Origin of the sequence: Pseudomonas sp. (genome assembly GCF_049300855.1) — a bacterium.
Lineage (GTDB): Bacteria > Pseudomonadota > Gammaproteobacteria > Pseudomonadales > Pseudomonadaceae > Aquipseudomonas.
Genome location: NZ_JBAQKH010000023.1, coordinates 157,078 through 179,204, shown reverse-complemented (window position 1 = coordinate 179,204; position 22,127 = coordinate 157,078). Strand labels below are relative to the sequence as shown.

Sequence of the window (22,127 nt, the reverse complement as noted above, 5' to 3'; positions counted from 1 at the left end):
AGGAGCCTTTCATGAGCCAGCCCACCCACACCCGTATCCGCATGTTCAACACCAAGGACACCTACCCGAACCAGACGCTGGACAACGACTTGTGCCAAGCCGTGCGTGCCGGCAACACCGTGTATGTCCGTGGTCAGGTCGGCACTGATTTCGACGGCAATCTGGTCGGTCTGGGTGATCCGCGCGCGCAGGCCGAACAAGCCATGCGCAACGTCAAGCAACTGCTCGAAGAAGCCGGCAGCGACATGAGCCACATCGTCAAGACCACCACCTACCTGATCGATCCGCGTTATCGCGAGGCGGTGTATGGCGAAGTGGGCAAGTGGCTCAAAGGCGTGTTCCCGATTTCCACCGGGCTGGTGGTGTCGGCATTGGGACAGCCGCAGTGGTTGATGGAGATTGATGTGATTGCGGTGATTCCCGAGTAAGGCATCACACCGCGTTATGGCCATCGCTGGCAAGCCAGCTCCCACAGGGTTTTGGGTTGTTCCAAATTTTGTGATCCCCCCAATACCTGTGGGAGCTGCGGTGCGACGATTCGACTTGCCAGCGATGAGGCCCTCAAGGACAACATCTTCCTAGAAAGGAATAAGCAGATGACCTTTTCAATCGCAGCCCGCTGCGCCGAAACCGGCCAGTTCGGTGTCGCCATCAGTTCCTCCAGCATCGCCGCCGGCGCGCGCTGCCCGTGGCTGTTGCCCGGTGTCGGCGCAGTGTCGAGCCAGAACATCACCCTGCCCTCCCTCGGCCCGGAAGTGCTCGCCCTGATGGAACAAGGCGTGGCCCCCGACGCTGCGCTGGACCAGGTGCTGACCCGCAACGGTTACAGCCAGTACCGCCAGATCACCGCCATCAACCACCTCGGCCAGACCGCGCATTTCAGCGGTGCGCAGACCCTCGGCGTGCACAACGCTGTCACCGGGGAACAGTGCGTGGCGGCCGGCAACATGCTCGCCGGGCGCTCGGTGATCGAAGCGATGGTCAGTGCCTTTGAGGACGGCGAAGGCCAACTCGCCGACCGCTTGCTCAAAGCCCTGCACGCCGCCCAGGCGTTAGGCGGTGAAGCCGGCCCCGTGCACTCGGCCGCCGTCGTTGTGGTCGGCGAGCAGACCTGGCCGATCGTCAATTTGCGCGTCGACTGGGCCGATGAAAACCCGATCGGTCAGTTGCAAAAACTCTGGGACGCCTACCGGCCGCAACTGCAGGACTACATCGACCGCGCCCTCGATCCGGCCAAGGCACCCGGCTATGGCGTGGCTGGAGACGATCGATGAACAGCAGCGTCGAGTTGCTCAAGACGCTGGTGGGGTTTGATACCACCAGCCGTGAATCCAACTTGCAGTTGATCGAGTTCGTGCGTGATTACCTCGCGGGTTTCGACGTGCCTTGTGCGCTGATTTACAACGAGGAACGCAGCAAGGCCAACCTGTTCGCCACGATCGGCCCGGTGGATCAGCCGGGCATTGTGCTGTCCGGGCACACTGATGTTGTGCCGGTCGACGGCCAGCCGTGGACAGTGCCACCGTTCGAACTGACTGAGCGCGACGGCAAGCTGTTCGGCCGTGGCACCGCCGACATGAAGGGCTACATCGCCTGCGTGCTGGCACTGGTGCCGGCGCTGGTGCAAGCGTCGTTGCGTATGCCGGTGCACATCGCCCTGTCCTATGACGAAGAAGTCGGCTGCCTCGGCGTGCGCTCGCTGCTCAAGGTGCTGGAACAACGCCCGGTCAAACCGCTGCTGTGCATCATCGGCGAACCCACCGAACTGAAACCGGTGCTCGGCCACAAGGGCAAACTGGCGATGCGCTGCGACGTGCACGGCCATCCGTGCCATTCGGCCTACGCGCCGCTCGGGGTCAATGCCATCGAATACGCCGCTGAGCTGATCGCTGAACTCGGTCGTCTCGGCCAGCAACTGAAAGCGCCGGAACATCACGATGCGCGGTTCGACCCGCCCTACAGCACCGTGCAAACCGGGGTGATCAGTGGCGGCAAGGCGTTGAACATTGTCCCGGCCGATTGCCGTTTCGATTTCGAGATCCGCGCCCTGCCCTCACAGGATCCGGCGCTCGTCGCCGAGGCGCTGAAAACCTATGCCGAACGCGAAGTGCTGCCACGCATGCGCGCGGTCAGTGAGCAAGCCGCTATCCACTTCAGCGCGCTGTCGGCTTATCCGGGACTGGCCACCGATGCGCAGAGTCAGGCTGCCGAATTGATTTCGGCTTTTTGCGGTTCGAAGGATTTCGGCACCGTGGCGTTTGGCACTGAGGGCGGTCTGTTTGATGCGGTGGGCATTCCTACCGTGGTCTGCGGCCCCGGCAGCATGGACCAGGGCCATAAACCCGACGAGTTTGTCAGCCTCGCTCAGTTGCAGGCCTGCGATGACATGCTCCAGCGCCTGCTGACGTTTATCCACGGTTGAACACGGGCTCGACTGCGCTCACGGGTACAGTCGAGCCAGTTCTTCGCGACAATGATCGACAAACAGCTGCACCGGTTTGGTCAGTTGCACCCGGCGCAGCCAGGCTGCCGACAACCCCGAGCCGGTCACGCTTTCTGCCAGCGGCACGCAGACCACTTTCTGGCCGTCGTAGGTGTAGTCGCTGAACGGTTTGGTCACCAGAATCGAGAAGCCGAAACCATTGCCGACCATGCCGCGCACCATCTCGATCGACGGTGAGCTGAAGACAATATTCGGCGCCAATCCGCGCTCCTCGAAAATGCTCACGAAATAGGTCCGGCTCGGCACCACATCAAGCAGGATCATCGGTTCCAGCACCAGATCATGCAGCGAAACTTTGGCCTGTTGCGCAAAGCGGTGGTTGGCCGGCAGCAAGGCGTACGGCTGTTGCGGCGGCATCAGCGGCGTGGTTTCGATGGTGCTGTCGAGGTCGTGTTCGAACATCATCGCCAGGTCGATACTGCCGGCGGTCAGCGCCTGCACCAACTCCTGCTGTTCACCATCGCGAATGCGGATTTCCACCCCCGGCCAGCGCTGTTTGAAACCGGCGATCAGGCGTGGCAGGTACAGCGGCGCGACGGTTTCAAAGCAGCCGATATCGATCTGCCCGGCCACCACGTCGTTGTCGGCCAAAGCGTTCTGCTCGAACTCATGGGCCACCCGCAGCAGTTCCAGCGCCTTGCGATAGAACCGCGAGCCACTCGGCGTCAGGGAAACCCCTTGCGCGTGGTGGCGGATGAACAGCTGCACACCGAAGCTTTCTTCAAGATGTTTGATCGCGGTGGAGACCGACGGCTGCGCGATGTAGAGCTTGCGCGAGGCCTCGGCAACGCTGCCGCAGTCGGCGGTGGTGACGAAGTATTTGAGCTGGCGCAGGTTGTAGGCAGCCATATGAGTCTCCAAAAGAGCGCGGGTGTTCGCCCTGTTTCCCTGGCGCACGATCAGGTTTGAACATACCGGACGCGCGCACCAGCCGAAGCATATTTTTTTTAAGGTCTGAAACAACAAACTTACTAATTTATCTATCCCGACGCTTTGCACATGATCACTTCAACAAGAAATGCGCCGCCCGTGCCGGCGCTTGCCGAAGTACGTCCACGTACTCATCCTTGCCTTGGAGTTCGTCATGGCTACCCCTGCAGCATCCTCCGCTCCGCTGATTGAAAAACACACGATAGGATACGTGCCCCCCGAAGATCGCCACGGAAAGGTCAGGGATCTGTTCACGCTCTGGTTCGGCGGCAATATCGCACCGTTGCCCATCGTCACCGGTGCGCTGGGCGTGCAGTTGTTTCACTTGAATCTGCTCTGGGGCATCGTCGCGATTCTCGTCGGCCATCTGGTCGGCGGCGTACTGATGGCGCTGCACTCGGCGCAAGGCCCGCAGATGGGCATCCCGCAAATGATTCAGAGCCGCGCACAGTTTGGCTCCCTCGGTGCCCTGCTGGTGGTGCTAATTGCCGGGGTCATGTACATCGGCTTCTTCGCCTCCAACATTGTGCTGGCCGGCAAATCGTTGCACGGCGTGGTCGACAGCGTTCCCGTGCCGGTCGGCATCGTCATCGGTGCGATCGGCTCAGGGATCATCGGCATCATCGGCTACCGCTTCATCCACGTGCTCAACCGCATAGGCACCTGGGTGCTGGGCATCGGCATCGTCGTCGGTTTCGGCTACATCTTCACCCACATCCAGACTGATGACTTCCTCACTCGCGGCAGCTTCAACCTGTCCGGCTGGCTGGCCACGGTGTCATTGGCGGCGTTGTGGCAGATCGCATTTGCGCCGTACGTGTCCGACTATTCGCGTTACTTGCCGGCCGATGTGAAAGTCTCGTCGACGTTCTGGACCACCTATCTGGGGTCGGCGCTGGGCTCGAGCCTGGCGTTCATCTTCGGTGCCGTCGCCGTGCTTGCCACGCCCGTGGGCATGGACACCATGGACGCGGTAAAAATGGCCACCGGCTCGATCGGTCCACTGATGCTGGTGCTGTTTCTGCTCAGCGTGATCAGCCACAACGCTCTCAACCTGTACGGCGCGGTGCTGTCGCTGATCACCCTGGTGCAGACCTTCGCCTACCGCTGGATCCCCACCGCGAAGAGCCGTGCGGTGATCTCGATCATCGTCTTGCTGGCCTGCTGCTTTGCCGCCGTCGGCGCCTCGAAAGACTTCATCGGCCACTTCGTCGACATGGTGCTGGTGTTGCTGGTGGTGTTGGTGCCGTGGACGGCGATCAACCTGATCGATTTCTACGCCATCCACAAAGGCCAGTACGACATCCAGTCGATCTTCCAGGTCGACGGCGGCATCTACGGCCGCTACAACCCGCAGGCGTTGCTGGCCTATGCGATTGGCATCGCGGTGCAGATCCCGTTCATGAACACGCCGCTGTACGTCGGCCCGGTGTCGGCGCACATCAACGGCGCGGACCTGTCGTGGCTGGTGGGACTGCTGGTGACTTCGCCGTTGTATTTCTGGCTGGCCAATCGTGACACCTCCTATCGTCGGCGGATGATGGGCGGGAAACTGGCGAGCAGTCTGTAAACGCTTTTTTCTGAACGCACCAAGGGCCGGAACGCTGTGCAGCGATCCGGCCCTTTTTCGTTACCTTCAGATGAAGCGCTGGCGGTGCTCCTCGATGAATTGCGCCGGCGTCTGCAATGGCTGGCTGATGATCGCGGCGCCGGTGTCGTCGAGTCCTTCCAGACGTTTTTCGCGCTGGTCGATTTTCACCGCATTGAAGTGCACGGCAAACGCTGGATCAGCATCGACGCCAAGCAGCCGCACAAACTCTTCGACTTCCACTTGTTCGAAACGCACTTCCTTGCCCAACGTGCTGCCCAACAGCGCGGCGAGTTCGCGGTGGCTGTACTCGATCGGGCCGTGCAGCGCATAGGCCTGACCGCCATGGCCGGCAGGCTTGAGCAGAACATTGGCCACCACCAGCGCGATGTCACTCGCGGCCATGGGCGCAAAACGGCTGTCGGCGTCGAACGGTGTCAGGTAGCGTCCGTCGCGAATAAAGTCGGCGATGTAGAGCATCCATTGGGCGAAGAACGTCACGCGCAGATGGGTCGATGGAATGCCCGACCAAGTGAAAATCTGTTCCGACATCCAGTGGTTCAACGTCGCCTGACTGCGCGCATCAGGCCGCGATTGTTTGTGCGACATGTTGACGATGTGCTTGACCCCCTGCTCCTTCGCGGCTTGAGCAAACAGCGCCGCCGCTTCGACCAGACCATCGCTCAACGGATAGCAAAAGTAGGCACCGTCCACCCCTTCCATGGCCGGGCGCAACGACTTGAGGTCGCGCAGGTTACCGAGGTGAATTTCGGCGCCCATGGCCTTGAGCTTTTGCGAGCGTTCATCCTCGCGACGCACCAGGGCCTTGACCCGGTGACCGCGCTCAAGCAGGGCTTTGACGGTTGGCGCGCCAGTGTCGCCGGTAGAACCTGTCACCAAAAACGTACTCATCGTATTTCTCCAGTTCAACGTTATGAAAATAGGGATTTTTTAAGGGCGCGGGCGGCTGACCGGCACCACGTTATCGACGAGCCCCGTGGCGACGTCGTAGACCAGACCGCTGACACTGAAACCAGCAGGCAACTGTGGGTTGGCTTGCAGCGCTGCGACATCAATGGCCACGGCCAGATGCGGATCGCTTATCGCCAGTGCCGGTAATTGCTCCTCGGCTACGCCCATGTACTGCGCCAGCAGCGCCGGTGCGTGGTGCAGGCAACCGCGAATGCCGCAGTCGGTGTGGTGCAGGATGATCAGGTGCCAGCCCTCACCGAGCGGCGCACCGCCGGCCTGAGAAACGCGGCCCAGAATCGTCAGGGTTTCGAACAGTGCCGGGGTGACTCGTCCCCCGACATTGCGGATCACCGCGGCCTCGCCGGGGCGCAGGCCGAGCACCTCCACCGGGTCGACACGCGGATCGACGCATCCGACGATCAGCGTGCGCTGTGAAGGAATGATCTTCAGTTCGGCCGAGAAGCCGCTGGCGGCAAACGCGGCATTGCGTTCGAGCAGGGTTGGCAGGAAGTCCATGGCACACCTCGATCAAGGATGGGCAATCAGCCGCGTTGTGGCAGACGTGTCGACATCAGCGCCTGAAGTTTTTGCGGGTCAGCGGTGAATGCCTGATGAATGCTGCGCGACTGGGCACCGGCGATGACCTCATCGCTGATGCCGGCTTCGATTGCATCCAGCGCATCCGTGACCACTTCGAGCGGGCTCAGACGCGGTTCCGGGAGCTTCGCGCCCATTGCCGTTTCGGTCTGCACCGCCAGCACGCCGACCACCTGAGTACCCTGCTCGGCCAACTCGGCACGCAAACTGCGGGTCAGCGACAGGCCGGCGGCTTTCGAGGCGGAGTAGGTTGCCGCCATCGGCAGGCTGACCAGTGAGAGCATCGACAACATGTTCAGTACCGCGCCACCCGACGCCGCCAGCACCGGGGCGAAGGCCCGGGTCAGTGCCAGCGGCCCGAAGTAATTCACTTCCATCTCAAGACGTGCGTCGTGCATGTCCGGTGCGCTGATGGCGCCGTCGAATGCGGCATACCCGGCGTTGTTGATCAGCAGCGTGACATCGGCGGCCACGCTGGCGGCGGCAGCCACCTGATCGGGGTCGGTGACGTCGAGCGGCAGCGGCACCAGGCGGCGATCACCGCTCTTGAGCAGGTCGGTCAGCGAAGCGGTATCACGAACGGCAACGTAGACTTTGGCAGCGCCACGCTTGAGCAATTGTTCGGCGAAGGTACGACCGATGCCGCGGTTGGCACCGGTGACCAGGGCAATGGAGTTGGCGATTTGCATGGTGTGTTCCTCGAAGGTCGATAAGGGCAAGTGGGCGGAGGCGGCAGCGGTGCCGCGTTTCCGATGTGGCCAATATCAACCCTCCGATCCATGCTCGGTAGCCAGTGAATTGGGCTAAGATTTATCTCGATCCAGCATCAATCCTCCGCGCGCACGGGAACCGGCATGCCACTCAAAGACCTTCACAGCCTGCGGCTCTACACCCGCGTCGCGCGCCTGGGCAGTTTCTCAGCCGCCGCCCGCGAGGCAGGCCTGACGCAATCCCAGGTGTCGCGGATGATCGCCGAGCTGGAAGCCAGCCTCGGCACTCGGCTGCTGTCGCGCACCACCCGCGCGGTGGTGGCGACCGAGGCGGGCCTGGAGTTTCTGGCGCGGATGGAGCCGATCCTCGCCGCCGTCGACGATGCCGAAAACAGCGTGCGCGAAACCGGTGAACTGCGCGGGTTGCTACGCATCGGCATGCCTTCGACGATGGCCATTCGCGTGATTATTCCGCGCTTGTCGGCGTTCACCGAACGTCACCCGCAACTGCACCTGGAACTGATGCTCGAAGATCAATGGCAGGACATGGTCAAGGAAGCGGTCGATGTCGGGATTCGGGTCGGCAAATTGCCGGATCTGGCCGGCACGGCAAAACTGATCGGCAGCATGCAGCGGATCGTTGTGGCGTCTGCCGCTTATCTCGCACGATCAGGTCCACCGGAACGCCCCGAAGACCTTGAACAGCATCGGATCATCGGCGGCCCGGCGTCGGCGCATGCTTCATCGTGGCAATTCGAGCGCGACGGTGAAATCACCTCTGTGAGCCTGAGCGCGCAGATTTCGGTGAACGACACCGCCGGCGCGTTGGCGGCTGCCGTGGGTGGCTTGGGTGTCACCTCGACCACGTCATGGGCCTGTGCGCAGGAATTGCACGACGGCACGCTGCTGCAACTGTTGCCGACATGGAAAATGGCCGACCTGCCGGTTCACGCCTATTTCCCCATGGGCCGCGCGACACGACTGGCAGCGCGCGCGTTTGCCGACTTTCTCGCCAGCGCACTCGAACAATCACCCACCCTTTCAGAGCAATGACATGTTGCGAATACTCGGTAAGGCCTCATCGATCAACGTGCGCAAAGTGCTATGGACCTGCGCGGAACTGCACATTCCCTTTGAGCGCGAAGACTGGGGCTCGGGGTTCAAATCGACGAATACGCCGGCGTTCCTCGCCTTGAATCCCTGCGCCATGGTGCCGGTGATTCAGGACGGGGATTTCACCCTGTGGGAATCGAACACGATCATTCGTTATCTGGTGTCGCGCTATGGCGGCACGCCTCTGTATCCGCTTGAGCCGGTGGCCCGGGCGCGGATCGACCAGTGGATCGACTGGCAGGCTTCGGAACTGAATCGCTCGTGGTCGTATCCGCTGATGTCACTGGTGCGCAAGTCGCCGGATTATCAGGACAGCGCTGCGCTCGCCGTAGGGATCGAAGAATGGTCGAAGAACATGCAGATCCTTGATCGACAGTTGCAATCGACCGGTGCTTACGTCAGTGGCGAAGAGTTTTCACTGGCAGATATCCCGATTGGGCTGTCGGTGAATCGCTGGTTCGAAACGCCGCTGAAGCATCCTCGCCTGCCCGCTGTCAGCGCCTACTATGATCGCTTGAACCAACGCGAAGGCTATCGCCTGTACGGGCGAAACGGTACGCCATAACGCAAAAAACCTCTGATCCCGAATCTCGAGAGCAGAGGTTTTATTTACCTGATCAGCTTATCAGGCTGGCACGCCCAGAATGATGTGCGAAGCCTTGATCACTGCGGTAGCACTGACGCCTTTGGCCAGGCCCAGTTCAGCAACGGCATCGCGGGTCACGATCGAGTAAACCTTCGAACCACCGGCCAGTTCGATGACCACTTCGGCGTTGACCGCGCCATCGGTCACGCTCAGCACTTTACCTTCCAGGCAGTTGCGCGCCGACAGGCGAATGTCACTGGATTCGGTCATCAGCATGACCCATGGCGCCTTGACCAGCGCGACGGCTTCTTTGCCGACGGCGATCCCGAGGTTCTTGATGCTTTCCATGGTCACGACCGCAACCAACTGCTCACCGCCAGCCAGGGTCAGTACCACTTCGGCGTTGACGGCACCTGCCTGAACATTGCTGACTTTGCCTTTGAATACGTTGCGTGCGCTGACTTTCATATTGGACGTCCTGTTTTTGACTTTGGAGTTAGGAAACGGCACGCATCATCAAAGTTGACGCTATATAAAAACAACTACAGCGCTGCGCTCTGTTGTCACGCCCCTACATAAAAGCACGCCGCGAAGAATCGGCACGGCTCAGATCAACAGATCCTCATAGAAAGCGCCAAACGGCCGCGACGGATGGGCGATCTGGATTTCCAGAATCCACACGCCCGCATGCGGCGCCTGATCGAAGTCACCCAGATCGCCGCCCCGGTGAATCGCATGAGGAAAGTCGCTGACCCGATGGCCCTTGATATTCAGGTTCAACACCCAGCCCATTGCCTCGGCCTGATCGCTGGCATAGCGATAAAGCTCCACCCCGGAAACGCCCTGACGCCAGAAGGCTTCGACCCGATCGAACAGCTCCTTTGCCGCTGCCGCGCAAGCGATCATTTCCGGATCAGAACCGGTGGTGTAAGTCGCGCCCGCGTCACCTTCATGGCCCTGCCAGACCACACCCATATCGATGAAGAAAATATCCTCTTCGCCCAACACCGGATCGCCGTCAGAACGCTGTTTGAAAGTCTTCAGCGTGTTGGCGCCAAAGCGGATCAGCAGCGGGTGCCAGATGCGGTCCATGCCCAGTTCGGCGAGGATTTCCTTGCCACGCGACGTCGCTGCGGATTCGAGCATGCCCGGTTTGATCACCGCGGCAATGGCGTCGACGGCTTTCCAGGTCAGTTGCTGGGCATGGCGCATGGTTTCCAGCACAAACCGTTCGCCGACGGCTTCTTTGCCGTTCAGGGCTGTTTTCTCGCTCAGGGCTGTGGTCATTTGTGTGTTCCTCATGGCTGCGCTGTATAGTTTTTTATATTGCGAAACGGCAACAAAGATACAGTCATGACACAACGTGTCAATTACTCTTCTGCACGTACCACGCCGCGCTCTTCAAGCAGACGCACAAACATGCTCAAACTGCGCGACACCGTGCCCCGCCGCCACACCAGCCAAGTGGTCAGAAAGCGAAAGTCCGCTGCCAATGGCCAGACGCTGACGGTCGCGCTGCCGGGCATGCTCTGCAACATTTTGCGCGGCATCAGCGCCAGCCCAGCGCCGGCGCTGACACACGCGAGCATGCCGTGATAGGACTCCATTTCGAAGATCTTGCCCGGCACGGCGGCGTCGGTGCTGAACCACTTTTCAAAGTGATGACGGTAGGAGCAGTTGGAGCGGAACGCATAAATGTTCTCGCCATTGACATCCGTCGCGCGCTTGACCGGGGCGTGATTGAGCGGCGCGATGATGACCATTTCTTCTTCGAACGCCGGCACGCCTTCCAGGGTTGGGTGCAGCACCGGGCCATCGACGAATGCTGCGGCCAGACGCCCGGAAAGCACGCCCTCGATCATCGTCCCGGATGGCCCGGTGGACAGGTCGAGATCGACTTTCGGGTGCAATTGGTTATACGCCGCGAGCAACTCGGGAATGCGCACCGCTGCGGTGCTTTCCAGCGAACCCAAGGGAAACGCGCCTTGCGGTTCTTCGCCCGCCACTGTGGCCCGGGCTTCCTGCACCAGATCGAGAATCCGCCGCGCATATTCAAGAAAACTCCACCCCGCCGGTGACAAGCGCAGACGGCTTTTCTCGCGGATAAACAGATCAACGCCCAGATCCTGTTCAAGTTGCTTGATCCGCGTGGTCAGGTTCGACGGCACGCGATGGATCTGCGTGGCGGCGGAGCTGATGCTGCCGTGTTCGGCAACGGCTTTGAAGATTTCCAGCTGCACCAGATCCACAGTCATTCTCCAATCGTGAAAGAAACGATCTTTATTATTCAGTTTCCAGAAAACAAACACCACCCTACTCTAGGCTCATCCGACGAACATGCAGGACGACGCCATGAGCCAGATTTCCAGCCAGACCCACGCCATTTCGATCAACCCCGCCACTGGCGAGCAGATCGGTCACTACGCGTTTGAATCCGCGCAAGCCCTCGACGCCGCGCTGACCCGCGCCGCTTATGGTTTCGGCAAGTGGAAACGCAAGCCGCTGCAGGATCGTTCGCGCCTGTTGACCGCGCTGGCCGCTGCGCTGCGGGAAACCAGCGAGGCCATGGCCACGATGATCACCCAGGAAATGGGCAAGCCCATCGCCCAGGCCCGTGGCGAAATAGAGAAATGCGCGAAGCTCTGCGAGTGGTACGCCGAACACGGCCCGGCCATGCTCGACGCCGAACCGACTCAGGTTGAAGGTGGCAAGGCGCGTATCGAATACCGTCCGCTCGGCCCGATCCTCGCGGTGATGCCGTGGAACTTCCCGATCTGGCAAGTGCTGCGCGGCGCGGTTCCAGCGCTGATCGCCGGCAATACTTACGTGCTCAAGCACGCGCCGAACGTGATGGGCAGTGCCTATCTGCTGCGCGACGCGTTTACTCGCGCAGGTTTCGCCGATGGCGTGTTTGAAGTGATCAACGTCACCCCGGAAGGCGTTTCCACTGCCATCGCCGACTCGCGTATCGCCGCCGTGACCCTGACCGGTAGCGTGCGTGCCGGTATGGCCATCGGCGCTCAGGCTGGTGCTGCACTGAAGAAATGCGTGCTGGAACTCGGCGGCTCCGACCCGTTCATCGTGCTCAACGACGCCGATCTGGATGAGGCGGTACAAGCGGCGGTCATTGGTCGCTACCAGAACTCCGGTCAGGTCTGCGCCGCCGCGAAACGGCTGATCATCGAAGAAGGTGTGGTTGAAGAATTCACCCGCAAGTTCGTCGAAGCCACGCGCCAGTTGAAGGTCGGTGATCCGCTGTCCGCCGAGACCTACATCGGTCCGATGGCACGTTTCGACCTGCGCGATGAACTCGACCAGCAAGTGCGCGACACCCTGGAAGAAGGCGCCACCCTGCTGCTCGGCGGCGGCAAGTCCGAAGGCTCAGGCAACTACTACGAGCCGACCGTGCTGGCCGATGTCACCGACCGCATGACCTCGTTCAAACAGGAACTGTTCGGCCCGGTCGCCTCGATCATCACCGCCCGCGATTGCGCCCACGCCGTGGCCTTGGCCAACGACAGCGAGTTCGGCCTGACCGCAACGATCTACACCGCCAACGTGGCACTGGCCCAGCAACTGACCAGCGAACTGGACACCGGCGGCGTGTTCATCAACGGCTACTCCGCCAGCGATCCACGCGTGACTTTTGGTGGCGTGAAGAAAAGCGGTTTCGGCCGTGAACTGTCGCACTTCGGCGTGCGCGAGTTCTGCAACGCACAAACCGTGTGGCTCGATCGCAAATAATCCAGACACCGGAAAAACCGGTGGGAGCGAGCCTGCTCGCGATAGCGGTGTGTCAAGCGATGTAGAGGTTGATGCACTGGCCCCATCGCTGGCAAGCCAGCTCCCACAGGGTTCCAGGGTGTGCGGCATTCGTGTTTACAGTCATTGTGGGACATGGTCAGCGAACACCTGTGCCGGCAGCGCTGAAGGCGTTCATCGACTTCGCTCGCAGCCAATAACTCATCGCCCCCGGTGGGAGCGTCTATAGTGATCAGGTCCTGCTGTCGAGCGTTGTCCATGGTCAACACCGAACACCTGATCATCTGCGAGCACTGCGATTGCGTGTACGAAAAAACCGTGCTCGCCAAACATCAAAAGTCGCTCTGCGTGCGTTGCGGCGGCGTGCTGCAGCGCTTCAACGGTTTGACCGTCGAACAGCGCCTGGCGCTGACGTTCACCGCGGCGATGCTGTGGCTGTTCGCCAATTTCTATCCGGTGATGAGCATCAGCATGAAGGGCCTGAAAAACAGCGCGACGCTGTGGGATTCGGTGCTGGCGCTGAGTCAGGGGCCGATTACCTTTATCGCCATGGTTGCAGCCATTGCAATCATCATTGCCCCGGCATTTCAACTGGTGCTGCTGGTCTGGGTACTGAGTTTCGCCCTGTCATCGCAACGCGCGCCGGGCTTTAAGGTGTGCATGCGCTGGCTGGAAACCCTGCGCCCGTGGAGCATGCTCGAAGTATGTTTGCTTGGCGCTATGGTGGCGGTGTTCAAACTCGCCGGACTGCTCGATGTGTTGCCCGGCATCGGCCTGTTTGCGCTGGCGGCACTGAGTTTGATGATGATCAGGATTGCCGGCCGCGACATCCGCGACCTCTGGGACATTCTATGAAACGCCCACCGACCGCCAGCGAACTCAACCTGTGCCTGTGCCACAGCTGCGGGCTGGCCTGCGACATGAGCGACGAGCCGCATGAGTGCCCGCGTTGCGACGCCCCGTTGCATCGACGCAAGACCAATTCGCTGACGCGCACCTGGGCCTACATGTTCGCCGCCCTGGCGTTTTACGTGCCGGCCAATCTGCTGCCGGTGATGAATACGGTGATGCTCGGCAATGGCGCCGACAGCACAATCATGAGCGGCGTGCTGGAGTTCTGGGAGGCTGGCGCGTGGGACATCGCCCTGATCATTTTCATCGCCAGTATCGCGGTGCCGGGAATCAAGTTCGTCGCCCTGACGTTACTGCTGACGACCGTGCAACGCGACAGCGCCTGGGCGCGCAAGGAACGCTCGAAGCTGTACCGCTTCGTCGAGCTGATCGGCTATTGGTCGATGCTCGACGTGTTGGTGGTGGCGCTGGTCGCGGCGCTGGTGAAGTTTCAGGCGCTGGGCGATATCGAGCCACGACCGGGCATTCTGTTTTTCGGCCTGGTCGTGGTGTTCACCATGCTCGCGGCGATGAGTTTCGATCCGCGCCTGATCTGGGACAAGGACAGCGGCGGCGACCTCAGCGACGCAGAACCTCAAGCAACACCTGCAACGGATGACGCAGTGCCTGATCCGACTGGCGCTTGACCTGACTGCGGCAGGAATAACCGGTCGCCAGTGCTTCGCCCTGCTCGGCTGGCGCCTGGACCTGACGTACCCACGACTGCTCGTAAATCACCGCTGAGGTTTGGCGATTGCGCGCCTCGTGGCCGTAAGTGCCGGACATGCCGCAGCAACCGGTGGCCTGCGTCGCCAACTGCAAACCTGCGCGTTCGAAGACCTGCTCCCACTGACGGGTCGCGGCCGGCGCGTTGGTTTTCTCGGTGCAATGGGCGAGCAGGCGGAACGACGCGGTTTTGTCCTGCGCTGCCTGCGTCGGCATCACCTTGAGCAACCACTCCTGCACCAGCGCCACTTCCGGGCACAGCTCCATTCCCGGCACTTTCAGATATTCCTGGCGATAGACCAACGTCATCGCCGGATCGAGGCCCAACAACGGCACTCCCACATCGGCCAATTCACGTAACTGCCGGGCGTTGCGCAACGCCGCGCGGTTGAACGCCGAGAGGAAGCCCTGCACGTGCAACGGCTTGCCATTGGCGCTGAATGGCGCCAGATACACCTGATAGCCAAGGCGCGAAATCAGCTCGACCAGATCGGCCAACAGCGGCGCTTCGAAGTAACGCGTAAAGGCGTCCTGCACGATGACCACGCTGCGCTCACGTTGCGCCGGGGTCAGCGCCGACAAGGTGGAAACCGTCGCCGGTTGCACCTGCCAACGGCGCATCGCCGCATGGAAATCAAAACGACTGAGCAACGGCACGTCGATCATGCCGCCGGCCCGTTCCAGCAATCCGCGAACCCATGCAGCGCCCATCAAGCCGTTGTACAGCGCCGGAATCCGCGCCATGTACGGAATGCTGTACTCCAGCGAGGCAATCAGATAATCCCGCGCCGGGCGCAGATAACGGCTGTGATACAACTCCAGAAAGCGCGAGCGAAACTCCGGCACATTGACCTTCACCGGGCACTGCCCCGCGCAGGATTTGCAGGCCAGGCAACCGGCCATGGCGTCGTAGACTTCATGGGAGAAGTCCGCAGAAGCCGAACGACTGTTACGCCAGCGCTGCCACAACGAGCTGAAAAATGCCGGTTGGCGAATCGCCTCGGACAACACGTCAACGCCCGCCTCGCCCTGCAAACGCAGCCACTCGCGAATCAACGAGGCGCGGCCCTTGGGCGATTGCGCACGTTCGCGGGTGGCTTTCCACGACGGGCACATCGCGTCGTCAGGATCGAAGTTGTAGCAGGCGCCATTGCCGTTGCAGTGCATGGCGGCGCCGTAGCTCTGCCAGACCTTCTCGTCGATCTGCCGGTCGAGTTCACCGCGCAAAGTGACTTCATCGATTTTCAGCAACGCCGCGTCAGTGTTGGCCGGCGTGGCGATTTTGCCCGGATTGAACTGGTTGAACGGGTCGAATGCAGCCTTCAGCGCTTGCAGCGCCGGATACAACTCACCGAAGAATGCCGGTGAGTATTCCGAGCGCAGACCTTTACCGTGCTCGCCCCACAACAGCCCGCCATAACGCTGAGTCAGCGCCGCAACGCCATCGGACACCGGACGCACCAATGCCGCTTCCTGCGGGTCTTTCATGTCGAGGATCGGCCGCACGTGCAACACACCGGCATCGACGTGGCCGAACATGCCGTACTGCAAACCGTGGCTGTCGAGCAGGTCGCGCAGTTCGGCAATATATTCGGCCAGGTGCTGCGGCGGTACGGCGGTGTCTTCGACAAACGGCTGCGGCCGCGCTTCTCCGGCGACGTTACCGAGCAGGCCTACCGCACGTTTGCGCATGCCGTAGACCTTGTTCACCGCCGCATGTCCGACCGCCAGGGTGTGGCCCAAACGCTCGACCGTGCGGTCGCTGCTCAGGTGCTCGACAAACGCCTCGACCCGGCGCTGCAGCTCTTGGGGATCGTCGCCGCAGAACTCCACCAGGTTGATACCCAGCGTCGGCCGCTCGGGGCTTTCCGGGAAATATTCGGCGACGCCGTGCCAGACGATGTCCTGCATCGCCAGCAACAAGACTTTCGAGTCGACGGTTTCAATCGACAACGGCTTGAGCGCCATCAACGCCCGCGCATCGCGCAACGCGTCCATGAACCCGGCGTAGCGGATGTTCACCAGCATCGTGTGTTTGGGAATCGGCAGCACGTTCAATCGCGCCTCGACCACAAAACCCAGCGAGCCTTCAGCACCGCAGAGCACGCTGTTGAGGTTGAAGCGGTTGTCCGCCTCACGCAGGTGCGCGAGGTCATAACCGGTCAGGCAGCGATTGAGATCGGGAAAGCGCGCTTTGATCAGTTCGCCCTGCTCATCAATGATCTGCCGCGCACAGCGATAGACCGCGCCGACGCGATCTTCCCGGGCGCACAGCGCTTGCAGTTCGCGCTCTTCCAGCGGCTGACCGTGCAGACGTTCGCCGCCGCGCAGGATCATGTCGAGCGCGAGCACATGGTCGCGGGTCTTGCCGTAGGTGCAACTGCCCTGGCCGCTGGCGTCGGTGTTGATCATGCCGCCGACGGTGGCGCGGTTGGAGGTCGACAGTTCCGGGGCGAAAAACAGCCCGGCGGATTTCAGCGCGGCATTGAGCTGGTCCTTGACCACCCCGGCCTGGACACGTACCCAACGCTCCTCAACGTTGATTTCGAGGATGCGGTTCATGTGCCGCGACAGGTCGACGACGATGCCGTCAGTCAGCGACTGGCCGTTGGTGCCGGTGCCACCGCCGCGCGGAGTAATCACCACTTGCTGGTACGCCGGTTCGGCGATCAGTCGCGCCACCCGCGCCACGTCATCGGCATCCAGCGGAAATACTGCTGCTTGCGGCAGACGCTGATAGATCGAGTTGTCGGTCGCGAGCACCACGCGGCTGGCGTAATCGGCGCTGATTTCACCGCGAAAGCCGCTGGCCTTCAGGGCTTTGAGGAACTGCTGGTAATCGCTGGTCAGGGCTTTGGCGGGGAACAGCTGGGCAATCATCGGTCAGGTTATCTCGGTCAAATCGGGCCGCGTGGCGGTGAACAGTTGTACGCAACGAATGATTGCGTCAGGCTCCGCCATCTCATGGTGCCCATGTTCATTGCTGGCGAACGCCGGGACAACCGTAAATTCGACCCGCTATTGATGACTTTTACGAATGAATCCGCGCACGCTCACCCCTTCCATGTCGTTATTGCTGGCCTTTGAGGCGGCCGCGCGCCACGAAAGCTACACCCGCGCCGCCCATGAACTGTCGCTGACGCAGAGTGCGGTCAGCCGTCAGGTGCAGATTCTCGAGAAGATGCTTGGCATGCGTTTGTTCAGCCGCGAAGGCCGGCAAGTGGTGCTGACCGATGTCGGACGCATGTATCAGCGCGAACTGTCCGAGGCGCTGGGGCAGATTCGCAGTGCAACCTTGCAGGCGATGGCGTTTGGTTCCGGCATTCACAGTTTGCGCCTGGCGACGCTGCCGACTTTTGGTTCGAAATGGTTGCTGCCGCGCCTGAAGGATTTCTACACCGCGCACCCGGGCATGACCGTGCATCTGCATTCGCGTATCGAAGCGATTGACTTCGATACCAGCGAAATCGATGCGGCCATCTGTGTCGGTGGCGGTGAGTGGCCGGGGCTGACGGCCCTGCCCTTGCACACGGAAGAACTGGTGGTGATTGCCAGTGCGCAATTGTCCGAAGCCGAGCGCGCCGACGCGCAACAGCATATCGCCGGGCAACTGCTGCTCAATGTCAGCAGCAATGCGCAGGCGTGGGCGGAATGGTTCAGCCATCACGGTTTGCCGCACCGCAGCATGCGCATCGGGCCGAGCTTTGAAATGACCTCGCACTTGATTCAGGCGGTGCGGGCGAATATTGGCGTGGGGTTGGTGCCAAGGATTCTGGTCGAGGATGAATTGCTCAGCGGCGAGTTGCTGCAACTGGGCGCGCCGATTACCAGTCGGCGCAGCTATTACCTGGTGTATCCGCCGCGCAATGAGAATTTGCCGTCGCTGAAAGCGTTTCGCGATTGGCTGGTGCATACACTCTGAAGAATGAGTCGCCCCTTTTCGCGAGCAAGCTCGCTCCCACAAAGGATTTGTGAACGCCACAGATCAAATGTGGGAGCGAGCTTGCTCGCGAAGAGGCCAGCATGGGCAACCTCAAAACCGTGGCTTGACCGCCCTCCAGTCCGGCTTATAGCGCTGCATCTGCCGCACATCATCACGCTGACGAATCCCGCACGTCAGGTACTGATCATGCAGCTTGCCCAACTGCTCCTGATCCAGTTCCAGCCCAAGCCCCGGCGCCCGGCTGATCTTCACGCAGCCATCGACAATCGGCAGCTTGCCACCCTTGATCACCTCTTCATCCGGTTCCTGCCACGGGTAATGCGTGTCGCAGGCGTAATCCAGATTCGGCACCGCCGCCGCCACATGCGCCATTGCCATCAGGCTGATGCCCAAGTGTGAGTTGGAATGCATCGACACACCGAGGCCAAACACATCGCACATCTTCGCCAGCGTTTGCGTGTCGCGCAGACCGCCCCAGTAATGGTGATCGGCAAGCACGATCTGCACACTGTTCTGCGCGACGCTGCGACGGAATTCGTCGAAATCGGTGACCACCATATTGGTCGCCAGCGGCAGACCGGTGCGCTTGTGCAACTCGGCCATGCCGTCGAGGCCCGGGGTCGGATCCTCGTAATACTGCAGATCATCGCCGAGCAATTCGGCCATGCGAATTGACGTTTCCAGCGACCAGTTGCCGTTGGGGTCGATGCGCAGCGGATAACCCGGAAAGGCTTTTTTCAGCGCCTTGATGCACGCCACTTCATGCTCCGGCGGCAACGTACCGGCCTTGAGTTTGATGCTTTTGAAACCGTACGCCTCGATCATCCGTGCGGCCTGCGCGACGATTTGCTGCTCGCTGAGCGCCTCGCCCCAATTGTCCGGTTTGTACGGCGAATCGACATGCTGCGCGTACTTGAAGAACAGGTAAGCGCTGAACGGCACCTCCTCACGGATCGCACCGCCGAGCAAATCCACCAGCGGCACGTTCAGGTAATGCGCCTGCAAATCGAGGAACGCTACTTCGAATGCCGAGTAAGCATTGCTCACCGCTTTGCTGGCGTGGGAACCGGGCGCCAGTTCAGCGCCGGCAACACTGGCAGGTTTGTTCGCGGCAACGGTGGCCTGCACGATGGCGCGCAACTGGTTGAGGTTGAACGGGTCGAGGCCGATCAGTTGCGCCTGCAACTGCTGCTGGATTGCCAGCGCCGGGGCATCGCCATAGCTTTCGCCGAGGCCGATGTAACCGTTGTCGCTCTCGATCTCGATGATCGAACGCAGGGCAAAGGGTTCGTGAATGCCGCTGGCGTTAAGCAGTGGCGGATCACGAAAGGCAATCGGGGTCACGGTAACGCGGGTGATTTTCAAGATAACGCTCCTGACAGATCAACAATCAATTCAATGGCTCGCGGCCGGGCTGGCCGTCGCGACAACGGCGGCCTCGTCATGCGGCTTTGCCGGGGTTTTACCTTTGGCGCCCGGCGCCGTGCGGGCGAAGAAAATCACCACAGCGGCGACCAGCGAAGTGCCGGCCAGACCATACAGACCACCTTCGATCGAACCGGTGGTTTGCTCAAGAAAACCGAATGCGGTCGGCGCAACGAAGCCGCCGAGGTTGCCGATGGAGTTGATCAGGGCGATCACCGCCGCAGCGATGCGCGCATCCAGATAGCTTTGTGGAATCGGCCAGAACAATGCCGATGCTGCCTTGAAACCGATGGCGGCGAAGCAGATGGCGACGAAGGCAAAAATGGGGCCGCCAGTGGTCGACATGAACATGCCGATCGCCGCAATCACCAGCGTCAGCGCGACCCACGCCTGTTGGAACTTCCACTTGCCGGCCATCGCCGCAAAGCCGTACATGGCGACAATCGAAATGATCCACGGAATCGAATTGAGCAGGCCGACCTGGAAGTCTCCGAGGTTGCCCATCTTCTTGATCATGCTCGGCAGCCAGAACGTCGCGCCATAAATGGTCAGGGCAATGGAAAAATAGATGAAACAGAACAGCGCAATCTGCCGGTCCGCCAACAGTTTGAACATCGACGGTTTGGCGATCTGCACCGCTTCACGGGCCCGCTGTTCTTCGGCAATTGCCGCGACCAGGGCTTCGCGCTCCTCTTCACTCAGCCACTTGGCCTGACGCGGATGCGATTGCAGCCAGAACCAGACAAACGCGCAAAGCACCACCGACGCCGCGCCCTCGATCAAGAACATCCACTGCCAGCCATGCAGGCCCAACCCGCTGACGTGCAGCAACGCACCGGAGACCGGGCCGGAGATCACCGAAGCAATCGCCGAGCCGCTGAGAAACACCGCCATGGTCTTGCCGCGCTCGGAGGCCGGCAGCCACTGCGTGAAGTAGTAAATGATCCCCGGGAAGAACCCCGCCTCCGCCGCACCGAGAATAAAGCGCAGCACGTAAAAACTGGTTTCACCTTTGACGAAGGCCATGGCCATGGCAGCGGCGCCCCAGGTGAACATGATCCGCGTCAGCCAGACCCGCGCGCCGTAACGTTGCAGGAGCATGTTGGACGGCACTTCGAACAGCGCGTAGCCAACGAAGAACAATCCGGCGCCGAGGCCGTAAGCCGCCGCGCCAATACCCAGATCGGTTTCCATGTGACTGCGCACGAAACCGATGTTGACCCGATCGATGTAGTTGACGATGAACATCACCACGAACAACGGCAGCACGTGGCGCTTGACCTTGGCGGCGGCACGGGCGAGAACCGTGACGTCCAGCGGACTCTGGAGGGTTTTCAAGGGCGACTCCCGATCTTGTTTTTTTAGGGATGGCGTGAAGCGATAGAGTCGATCATGGACGGCGATCATTGATCCCGTCTAATCTAACTTGGCATTCGATTGATACCTGGATTAGATCAATGTTCGAACTGACCCAACTGCGTTGCTTCACCACCGTCGCCACCGAACTCAACTTTCGCCGTGCCGCCGAGCGGCTGAACATGACGCAGCCGCCGCTGAGCCGGCAGATCCAGTTGCTGGAACATCACCTCGGTGTCGAGCTGTTTACCCGCAGCACTCGCAGCGTCGCTCTCACCGCAGCGGGCCGCGCATTCTTCATCGAAGCACAGAACCTGCTGGAGCGCGCGCAACAAGCGGCAGTCACCGCCCGGCGGTTTGCCGAGGGCGACATTGGTACGGTGAACATCAGTTTTGTCGGCAGCGCGGTGTATGAATTTTTGCCCAAGGTCATCGCCGAGGCGCGACTGAAACAGCCGCAGGTGAAAATCGATCTGTCGGAGATGAACACTTACCAGCAGCACGAAGCCCTGCGCGCGCGCCGCATCGATCTGGGCATCGCCCGTGCGCCATTACTCGAGCCGGGCTATGCGACTGAATGCCTGGTGCGTGAGCCGTTTGTACTGGCGGTGCCGAGTGGTCATCCCTTGGCGATGGCGGCGGAAGTGACGGTCAGTGATCTGGATAAACAGCCGTTCCTGATGTACTCCCACGCTGCCTATCCGCCGTTCAACGAACTGCTGACCGGCATGCTGCGCTCGGCTCGGGTCGCGCCGGATTACGTGCAGTGGTTGGGGTCGTCGCTGACGATTCTGGCACTGGTGAATGCCGGGATGGGCCTGGCGCTGGTGCCGCGTTGTGCCACCAGTGTGGTGTTCAAAAATGTAGTGTTTCGCGATATCGATCTGGGCGAAGGGGTGCAGAGCGAACTGCATCTGATCTGGCGGGAGAACAACGACAACCCGGCGTTTGCGATGTTGCTGGAAGCAATTCGCCGGGCGGTGGCTGAGGGCTGGGGTTAAGAGACTGGCGGCGCTAATCAGCGC

General features: G+C 61.0%; 21 protein-coding genes. 11 read left to right on the top strand and 10 right to left on the bottom strand.

The window, feature by feature from the left end:
* Nucleotides 1-11: 11 nt before the first annotated feature.
* The 3 genes from WA225_RS08650 to argE all read left to right on the top strand — a co-directional run bounded on the left by WA225_RS08650 (nucleotide 12) and on the right by argE (nucleotide 2,422).
* The gene (locus WA225_RS08650) at nucleotides 12-428 is read left to right on the top strand and encodes a RidA family protein (RefSeq protein ID WP_007910844.1); all 417 of its coding nucleotides are present in this window, start codon (nucleotides 12-14) and stop codon (nucleotides 426-428) included.
* A 168-nt stretch (nucleotides 429-596) separates the two neighbouring features.
* A complete protein-coding gene (locus WA225_RS08645; RefSeq protein ID WP_422607621.1) occupies nucleotides 597-1,274 on the top strand; it encodes a DUF1028 domain-containing protein in 678 nt (225 codons plus the stop codon).
* Nucleotides 1,271-2,422: an acetylornithine deacetylase gene (gene argE / locus WA225_RS08640; protein ID WP_422607620.1), complete on the top strand. Its 1,152-nt coding sequence runs from the start codon at nucleotides 1,271-1,273 to the stop codon at nucleotides 2,420-2,422. The genes WA225_RS08645 and argE overlap by 4 nt, the downstream gene beginning before the upstream one ends.
* 18 nt (nucleotides 2,423-2,440) lie before the next feature.
* Here the strand turns inward: argE and WA225_RS08635 are convergent, their stop codons facing one another.
* On the bottom strand, nucleotides 2,441-3,352 hold the full coding sequence (locus WA225_RS08635; RefSeq protein WP_422607619.1) for a LysR family transcriptional regulator: 912 nt from the start codon (nucleotides 3,350-3,352) through the stop codon (nucleotides 2,441-2,443).
* A gap of 235 nt (nucleotides 3,353-3,587) precedes the next feature.
* Here WA225_RS08635 and WA225_RS08630 point away from each other — a divergent pair, with 235 nt between their 5' ends.
* Nucleotides 3,588-5,003, top strand: coding sequence for a purine-cytosine permease family protein (locus tag WA225_RS08630; RefSeq protein ID WP_422607618.1), 1,416 nt, complete (start codon nucleotides 3,588-3,590; stop codon nucleotides 5,001-5,003).
* A gap of 66 nt (nucleotides 5,004-5,069) precedes the next feature.
* On the opposite strand, the gene WA225_RS08625 is transcribed toward WA225_RS08630, so the two are convergent.
* Genes WA225_RS08625 through WA225_RS08615 form a run of 3 tightly spaced genes read right to left on the bottom strand, consistent with a single transcriptional unit; the run spans nucleotide 5,070 to nucleotide 7,279 of the window.
* Nucleotides 5,070-5,933, bottom strand: a complete 864-nt coding sequence (locus WA225_RS08625; protein ID WP_422607617.1) for an NmrA family NAD(P)-binding protein — start codon at nucleotides 5,931-5,933, stop codon at nucleotides 5,070-5,072.
* Between the two features lie 39 nt (nucleotides 5,934-5,972).
* Nucleotides 5,973-6,509 carry a carbonic anhydrase gene (locus tag WA225_RS08620; protein ID WP_422607616.1) on the bottom strand — a complete coding sequence of 179 codons (537 nt, stop codon included), beginning with the start codon at nucleotides 6,507-6,509 and terminating at the stop codon, nucleotides 5,973-5,975.
* Nucleotides 6,510-6,535: 26 nt separating this feature from the next.
* Nucleotides 6,536-7,279, bottom strand: coding sequence for an SDR family NAD(P)-dependent oxidoreductase (locus WA225_RS08615; protein WP_422607615.1), 744 nt, complete (start codon nucleotides 7,277-7,279; stop codon nucleotides 6,536-6,538).
* A 165-nt stretch (nucleotides 7,280-7,444) separates the two neighbouring features.
* Between WA225_RS08615 and WA225_RS08610 the strand changes: the two genes are divergently transcribed.
* Both WA225_RS08610 and WA225_RS08605 read left to right on the top strand, forming a co-directional pair.
* Nucleotides 7,445-8,353 carry a LysR substrate-binding domain-containing protein gene (locus WA225_RS08610; protein ID WP_422607614.1) on the top strand — a complete coding sequence of 303 codons (909 nt, stop codon included), beginning with the start codon at nucleotides 7,445-7,447 and terminating at the stop codon, nucleotides 8,351-8,353.
* A gap of 1 nt (nucleotide 8,354) precedes the next feature.
* Nucleotides 8,355-8,978, top strand: a complete 624-nt coding sequence (locus WA225_RS08605; RefSeq protein ID WP_422607613.1) for a glutathione S-transferase family protein — start codon at nucleotides 8,355-8,357, stop codon at nucleotides 8,976-8,978.
* 60 nt (nucleotides 8,979-9,038) lie between these two features.
* Here WA225_RS08605 and WA225_RS08600 read toward each other — a convergent pair whose 3' ends face one another.
* From WA225_RS08600 to ptrR, 3 genes are all read right to left on the bottom strand, one after another.
* Nucleotides 9,039-9,467 carry a TOBE domain-containing protein gene (locus tag WA225_RS08600; protein WP_077573316.1) on the bottom strand — a complete coding sequence of 143 codons (429 nt, stop codon included), beginning with the start codon at nucleotides 9,465-9,467 and terminating at the stop codon, nucleotides 9,039-9,041.
* A 138-nt stretch (nucleotides 9,468-9,605) separates the two neighbouring features.
* Nucleotides 9,606-10,286, bottom strand: a complete 681-nt coding sequence (locus WA225_RS08595; RefSeq protein ID WP_422607612.1) for a M24 family metallopeptidase — start codon at nucleotides 10,284-10,286, stop codon at nucleotides 9,606-9,608.
* 83 nt (nucleotides 10,287-10,369) lie between these two features.
* Entirely contained in the window at nucleotides 10,370-11,248 is an 879-nt protein-coding gene (gene ptrR / locus WA225_RS08590) for a putrescine utilization regulator PtrR (protein WP_422607632.1), read from the bottom strand.
* A 103-nt stretch (nucleotides 11,249-11,351) separates the two neighbouring features.
* Between ptrR and WA225_RS08585 the strand changes: the two genes are divergently transcribed.
* The 3 genes from WA225_RS08585 to WA225_RS08575 all read left to right on the top strand — a co-directional run bounded on the left by WA225_RS08585 (nucleotide 11,352) and on the right by WA225_RS08575 (nucleotide 14,299).
* Nucleotides 11,352-12,743, top strand: a complete 1,392-nt coding sequence (locus WA225_RS08585) for an aldehyde dehydrogenase family protein (RefSeq protein WP_422607611.1) — start codon at nucleotides 11,352-11,354, stop codon at nucleotides 12,741-12,743.
* A gap of 276 nt (nucleotides 12,744-13,019) precedes the next feature.
* Nucleotides 13,020-13,616: a paraquat-inducible protein A gene (locus tag WA225_RS08580; RefSeq protein ID WP_422607610.1), complete on the top strand. Its 597-nt coding sequence runs from the start codon at nucleotides 13,020-13,022 to the stop codon at nucleotides 13,614-13,616.
* Nucleotides 13,613-14,299, top strand: coding sequence for a paraquat-inducible protein A (locus WA225_RS08575; protein ID WP_422607609.1), 687 nt, complete (start codon nucleotides 13,613-13,615; stop codon nucleotides 14,297-14,299). The genes WA225_RS08580 and WA225_RS08575 overlap by 4 nt, the downstream gene beginning before the upstream one ends.
* On the opposite strand, the gene ydiJ is transcribed toward WA225_RS08575, so the two are convergent.
* Entirely contained in the window at nucleotides 14,232-17,258 is a 3,027-nt protein-coding gene (gene ydiJ / locus WA225_RS08570) for a D-2-hydroxyglutarate dehydrogenase YdiJ (protein ID WP_422607608.1), read from the bottom strand. The genes WA225_RS08575 and ydiJ overlap by 68 nt on opposite strands.
* Before the next feature lie 157 nt (nucleotides 17,259-17,415).
* Between ydiJ and WA225_RS08565 the strand changes: the two genes are divergently transcribed.
* Nucleotides 17,416-18,300 carry a LysR substrate-binding domain-containing protein gene (locus WA225_RS08565; protein WP_422607607.1) on the top strand — a complete coding sequence of 295 codons (885 nt, stop codon included), beginning with the start codon at nucleotides 17,416-17,418 and terminating at the stop codon, nucleotides 18,298-18,300.
* A 111-nt stretch (nucleotides 18,301-18,411) separates the two neighbouring features.
* On the opposite strand, the gene WA225_RS08560 is transcribed toward WA225_RS08565, so the two are convergent.
* Both WA225_RS08560 and WA225_RS08555 read right to left on the bottom strand, forming a co-directional pair.
* Nucleotides 18,412-19,686 carry a glucarate dehydratase family protein gene (locus tag WA225_RS08560; RefSeq protein ID WP_422607606.1) on the bottom strand — a complete coding sequence of 425 codons (1,275 nt, stop codon included), beginning with the start codon at nucleotides 19,684-19,686 and terminating at the stop codon, nucleotides 18,412-18,414.
* A gap of 30 nt (nucleotides 19,687-19,716) precedes the next feature.
* Nucleotides 19,717-21,084 carry an MFS transporter gene (locus WA225_RS08555; protein WP_422607605.1) on the bottom strand — a complete coding sequence of 456 codons (1,368 nt, stop codon included), beginning with the start codon at nucleotides 21,082-21,084 and terminating at the stop codon, nucleotides 19,717-19,719.
* Nucleotides 21,085-21,203: 119 nt separating this feature from the next.
* On the opposite strand from WA225_RS08555, the gene WA225_RS08550 reads away from it, so the two are divergent.
* Nucleotides 21,204-22,103, top strand: coding sequence for a LysR substrate-binding domain-containing protein (locus WA225_RS08550; RefSeq protein WP_422607604.1), 900 nt, complete (start codon nucleotides 21,204-21,206; stop codon nucleotides 22,101-22,103).
* Nucleotides 22,104-22,127 lie beyond the last annotated feature (24 nt).

What these genes read in the sequence shown, in the direction of transcription:
- WA225_RS08585 (WP_422607611.1), top strand. Translation starts at nt 11,352, where the DNA reads ATGAGCCAGATTTCCAGCCAGACCCACGCCATTTCGATCAACCCCGCC.
- ydiJ (WP_422607608.1), bottom strand. Translation starts at nt 17,258, where the DNA reads ATGATTGCCCAGCTGTTCCCCGCCAAAGCCCTGACCAGCGATTACCAG.
- argE (WP_422607620.1), top strand. Translation starts at nt 1,271, where the DNA reads ATGAACAGCAGCGTCGAGTTGCTCAAGACGCTGGTGGGGTTTGATACC.
- WA225_RS08565 (WP_422607607.1), top strand. Translation starts at nt 17,416, where the DNA reads ATGAATCCGCGCACGCTCACCCCTTCCATGTCGTTATTGCTGGCCTTT.
- WA225_RS08580 (WP_422607610.1), top strand. Translation starts at nt 13,020, where the DNA reads ATGGTCAACACCGAACACCTGATCATCTGCGAGCACTGCGATTGCGTG.
- WA225_RS08645 (WP_422607621.1), top strand. Translation starts at nt 597, where the DNA reads ATGACCTTTTCAATCGCAGCCCGCTGCGCCGAAACCGGCCAGTTCGGT.
- WA225_RS08625 (WP_422607617.1), bottom strand. Translation starts at nt 5,933, where the DNA reads ATGAGTACGTTTTTGGTGACAGGTTCTACCGGCGACACTGGCGCGCCA.
- WA225_RS08600 (WP_077573316.1), bottom strand. Translation starts at nt 9,467, where the DNA reads ATGAAAGTCAGCGCACGCAACGTATTCAAAGGCAAAGTCAGCAATGTT.
- WA225_RS08605 (WP_422607613.1), top strand. Translation starts at nt 8,355, where the DNA reads ATGTTGCGAATACTCGGTAAGGCCTCATCGATCAACGTGCGCAAAGTG.
- WA225_RS08615 (WP_422607615.1), bottom strand. Translation starts at nt 7,279, where the DNA reads ATGCAAATCGCCAACTCCATTGCCCTGGTCACCGGTGCCAACCGCGGC.
- WA225_RS08630 (WP_422607618.1), top strand. Translation starts at nt 3,588, where the DNA reads ATGGCTACCCCTGCAGCATCCTCCGCTCCGCTGATTGAAAAACACACG.
- WA225_RS08610 (WP_422607614.1), top strand. Translation starts at nt 7,445, where the DNA reads ATGCCACTCAAAGACCTTCACAGCCTGCGGCTCTACACCCGCGTCGCG.
- WA225_RS08620 (WP_422607616.1), bottom strand. Translation starts at nt 6,509, where the DNA reads ATGGACTTCCTGCCAACCCTGCTCGAACGCAATGCCGCGTTTGCCGCC.
- WA225_RS08635 (WP_422607619.1), bottom strand. Translation starts at nt 3,352, where the DNA reads ATGGCTGCCTACAACCTGCGCCAGCTCAAATACTTCGTCACCACCGCC.
- WA225_RS08550 (WP_422607604.1), top strand. Translation starts at nt 21,204, where the DNA reads ATGTTCGAACTGACCCAACTGCGTTGCTTCACCACCGTCGCCACCGAA.
- WA225_RS08575 (WP_422607609.1), top strand. Translation starts at nt 13,613, where the DNA reads ATGAAACGCCCACCGACCGCCAGCGAACTCAACCTGTGCCTGTGCCAC.
- WA225_RS08650 (WP_007910844.1), top strand. Translation starts at nt 12, where the DNA reads ATGAGCCAGCCCACCCACACCCGTATCCGCATGTTCAACACCAAGGAC.
- WA225_RS08595 (WP_422607612.1), bottom strand. Translation starts at nt 10,286, where the DNA reads ATGACCACAGCCCTGAGCGAGAAAACAGCCCTGAACGGCAAAGAAGCC.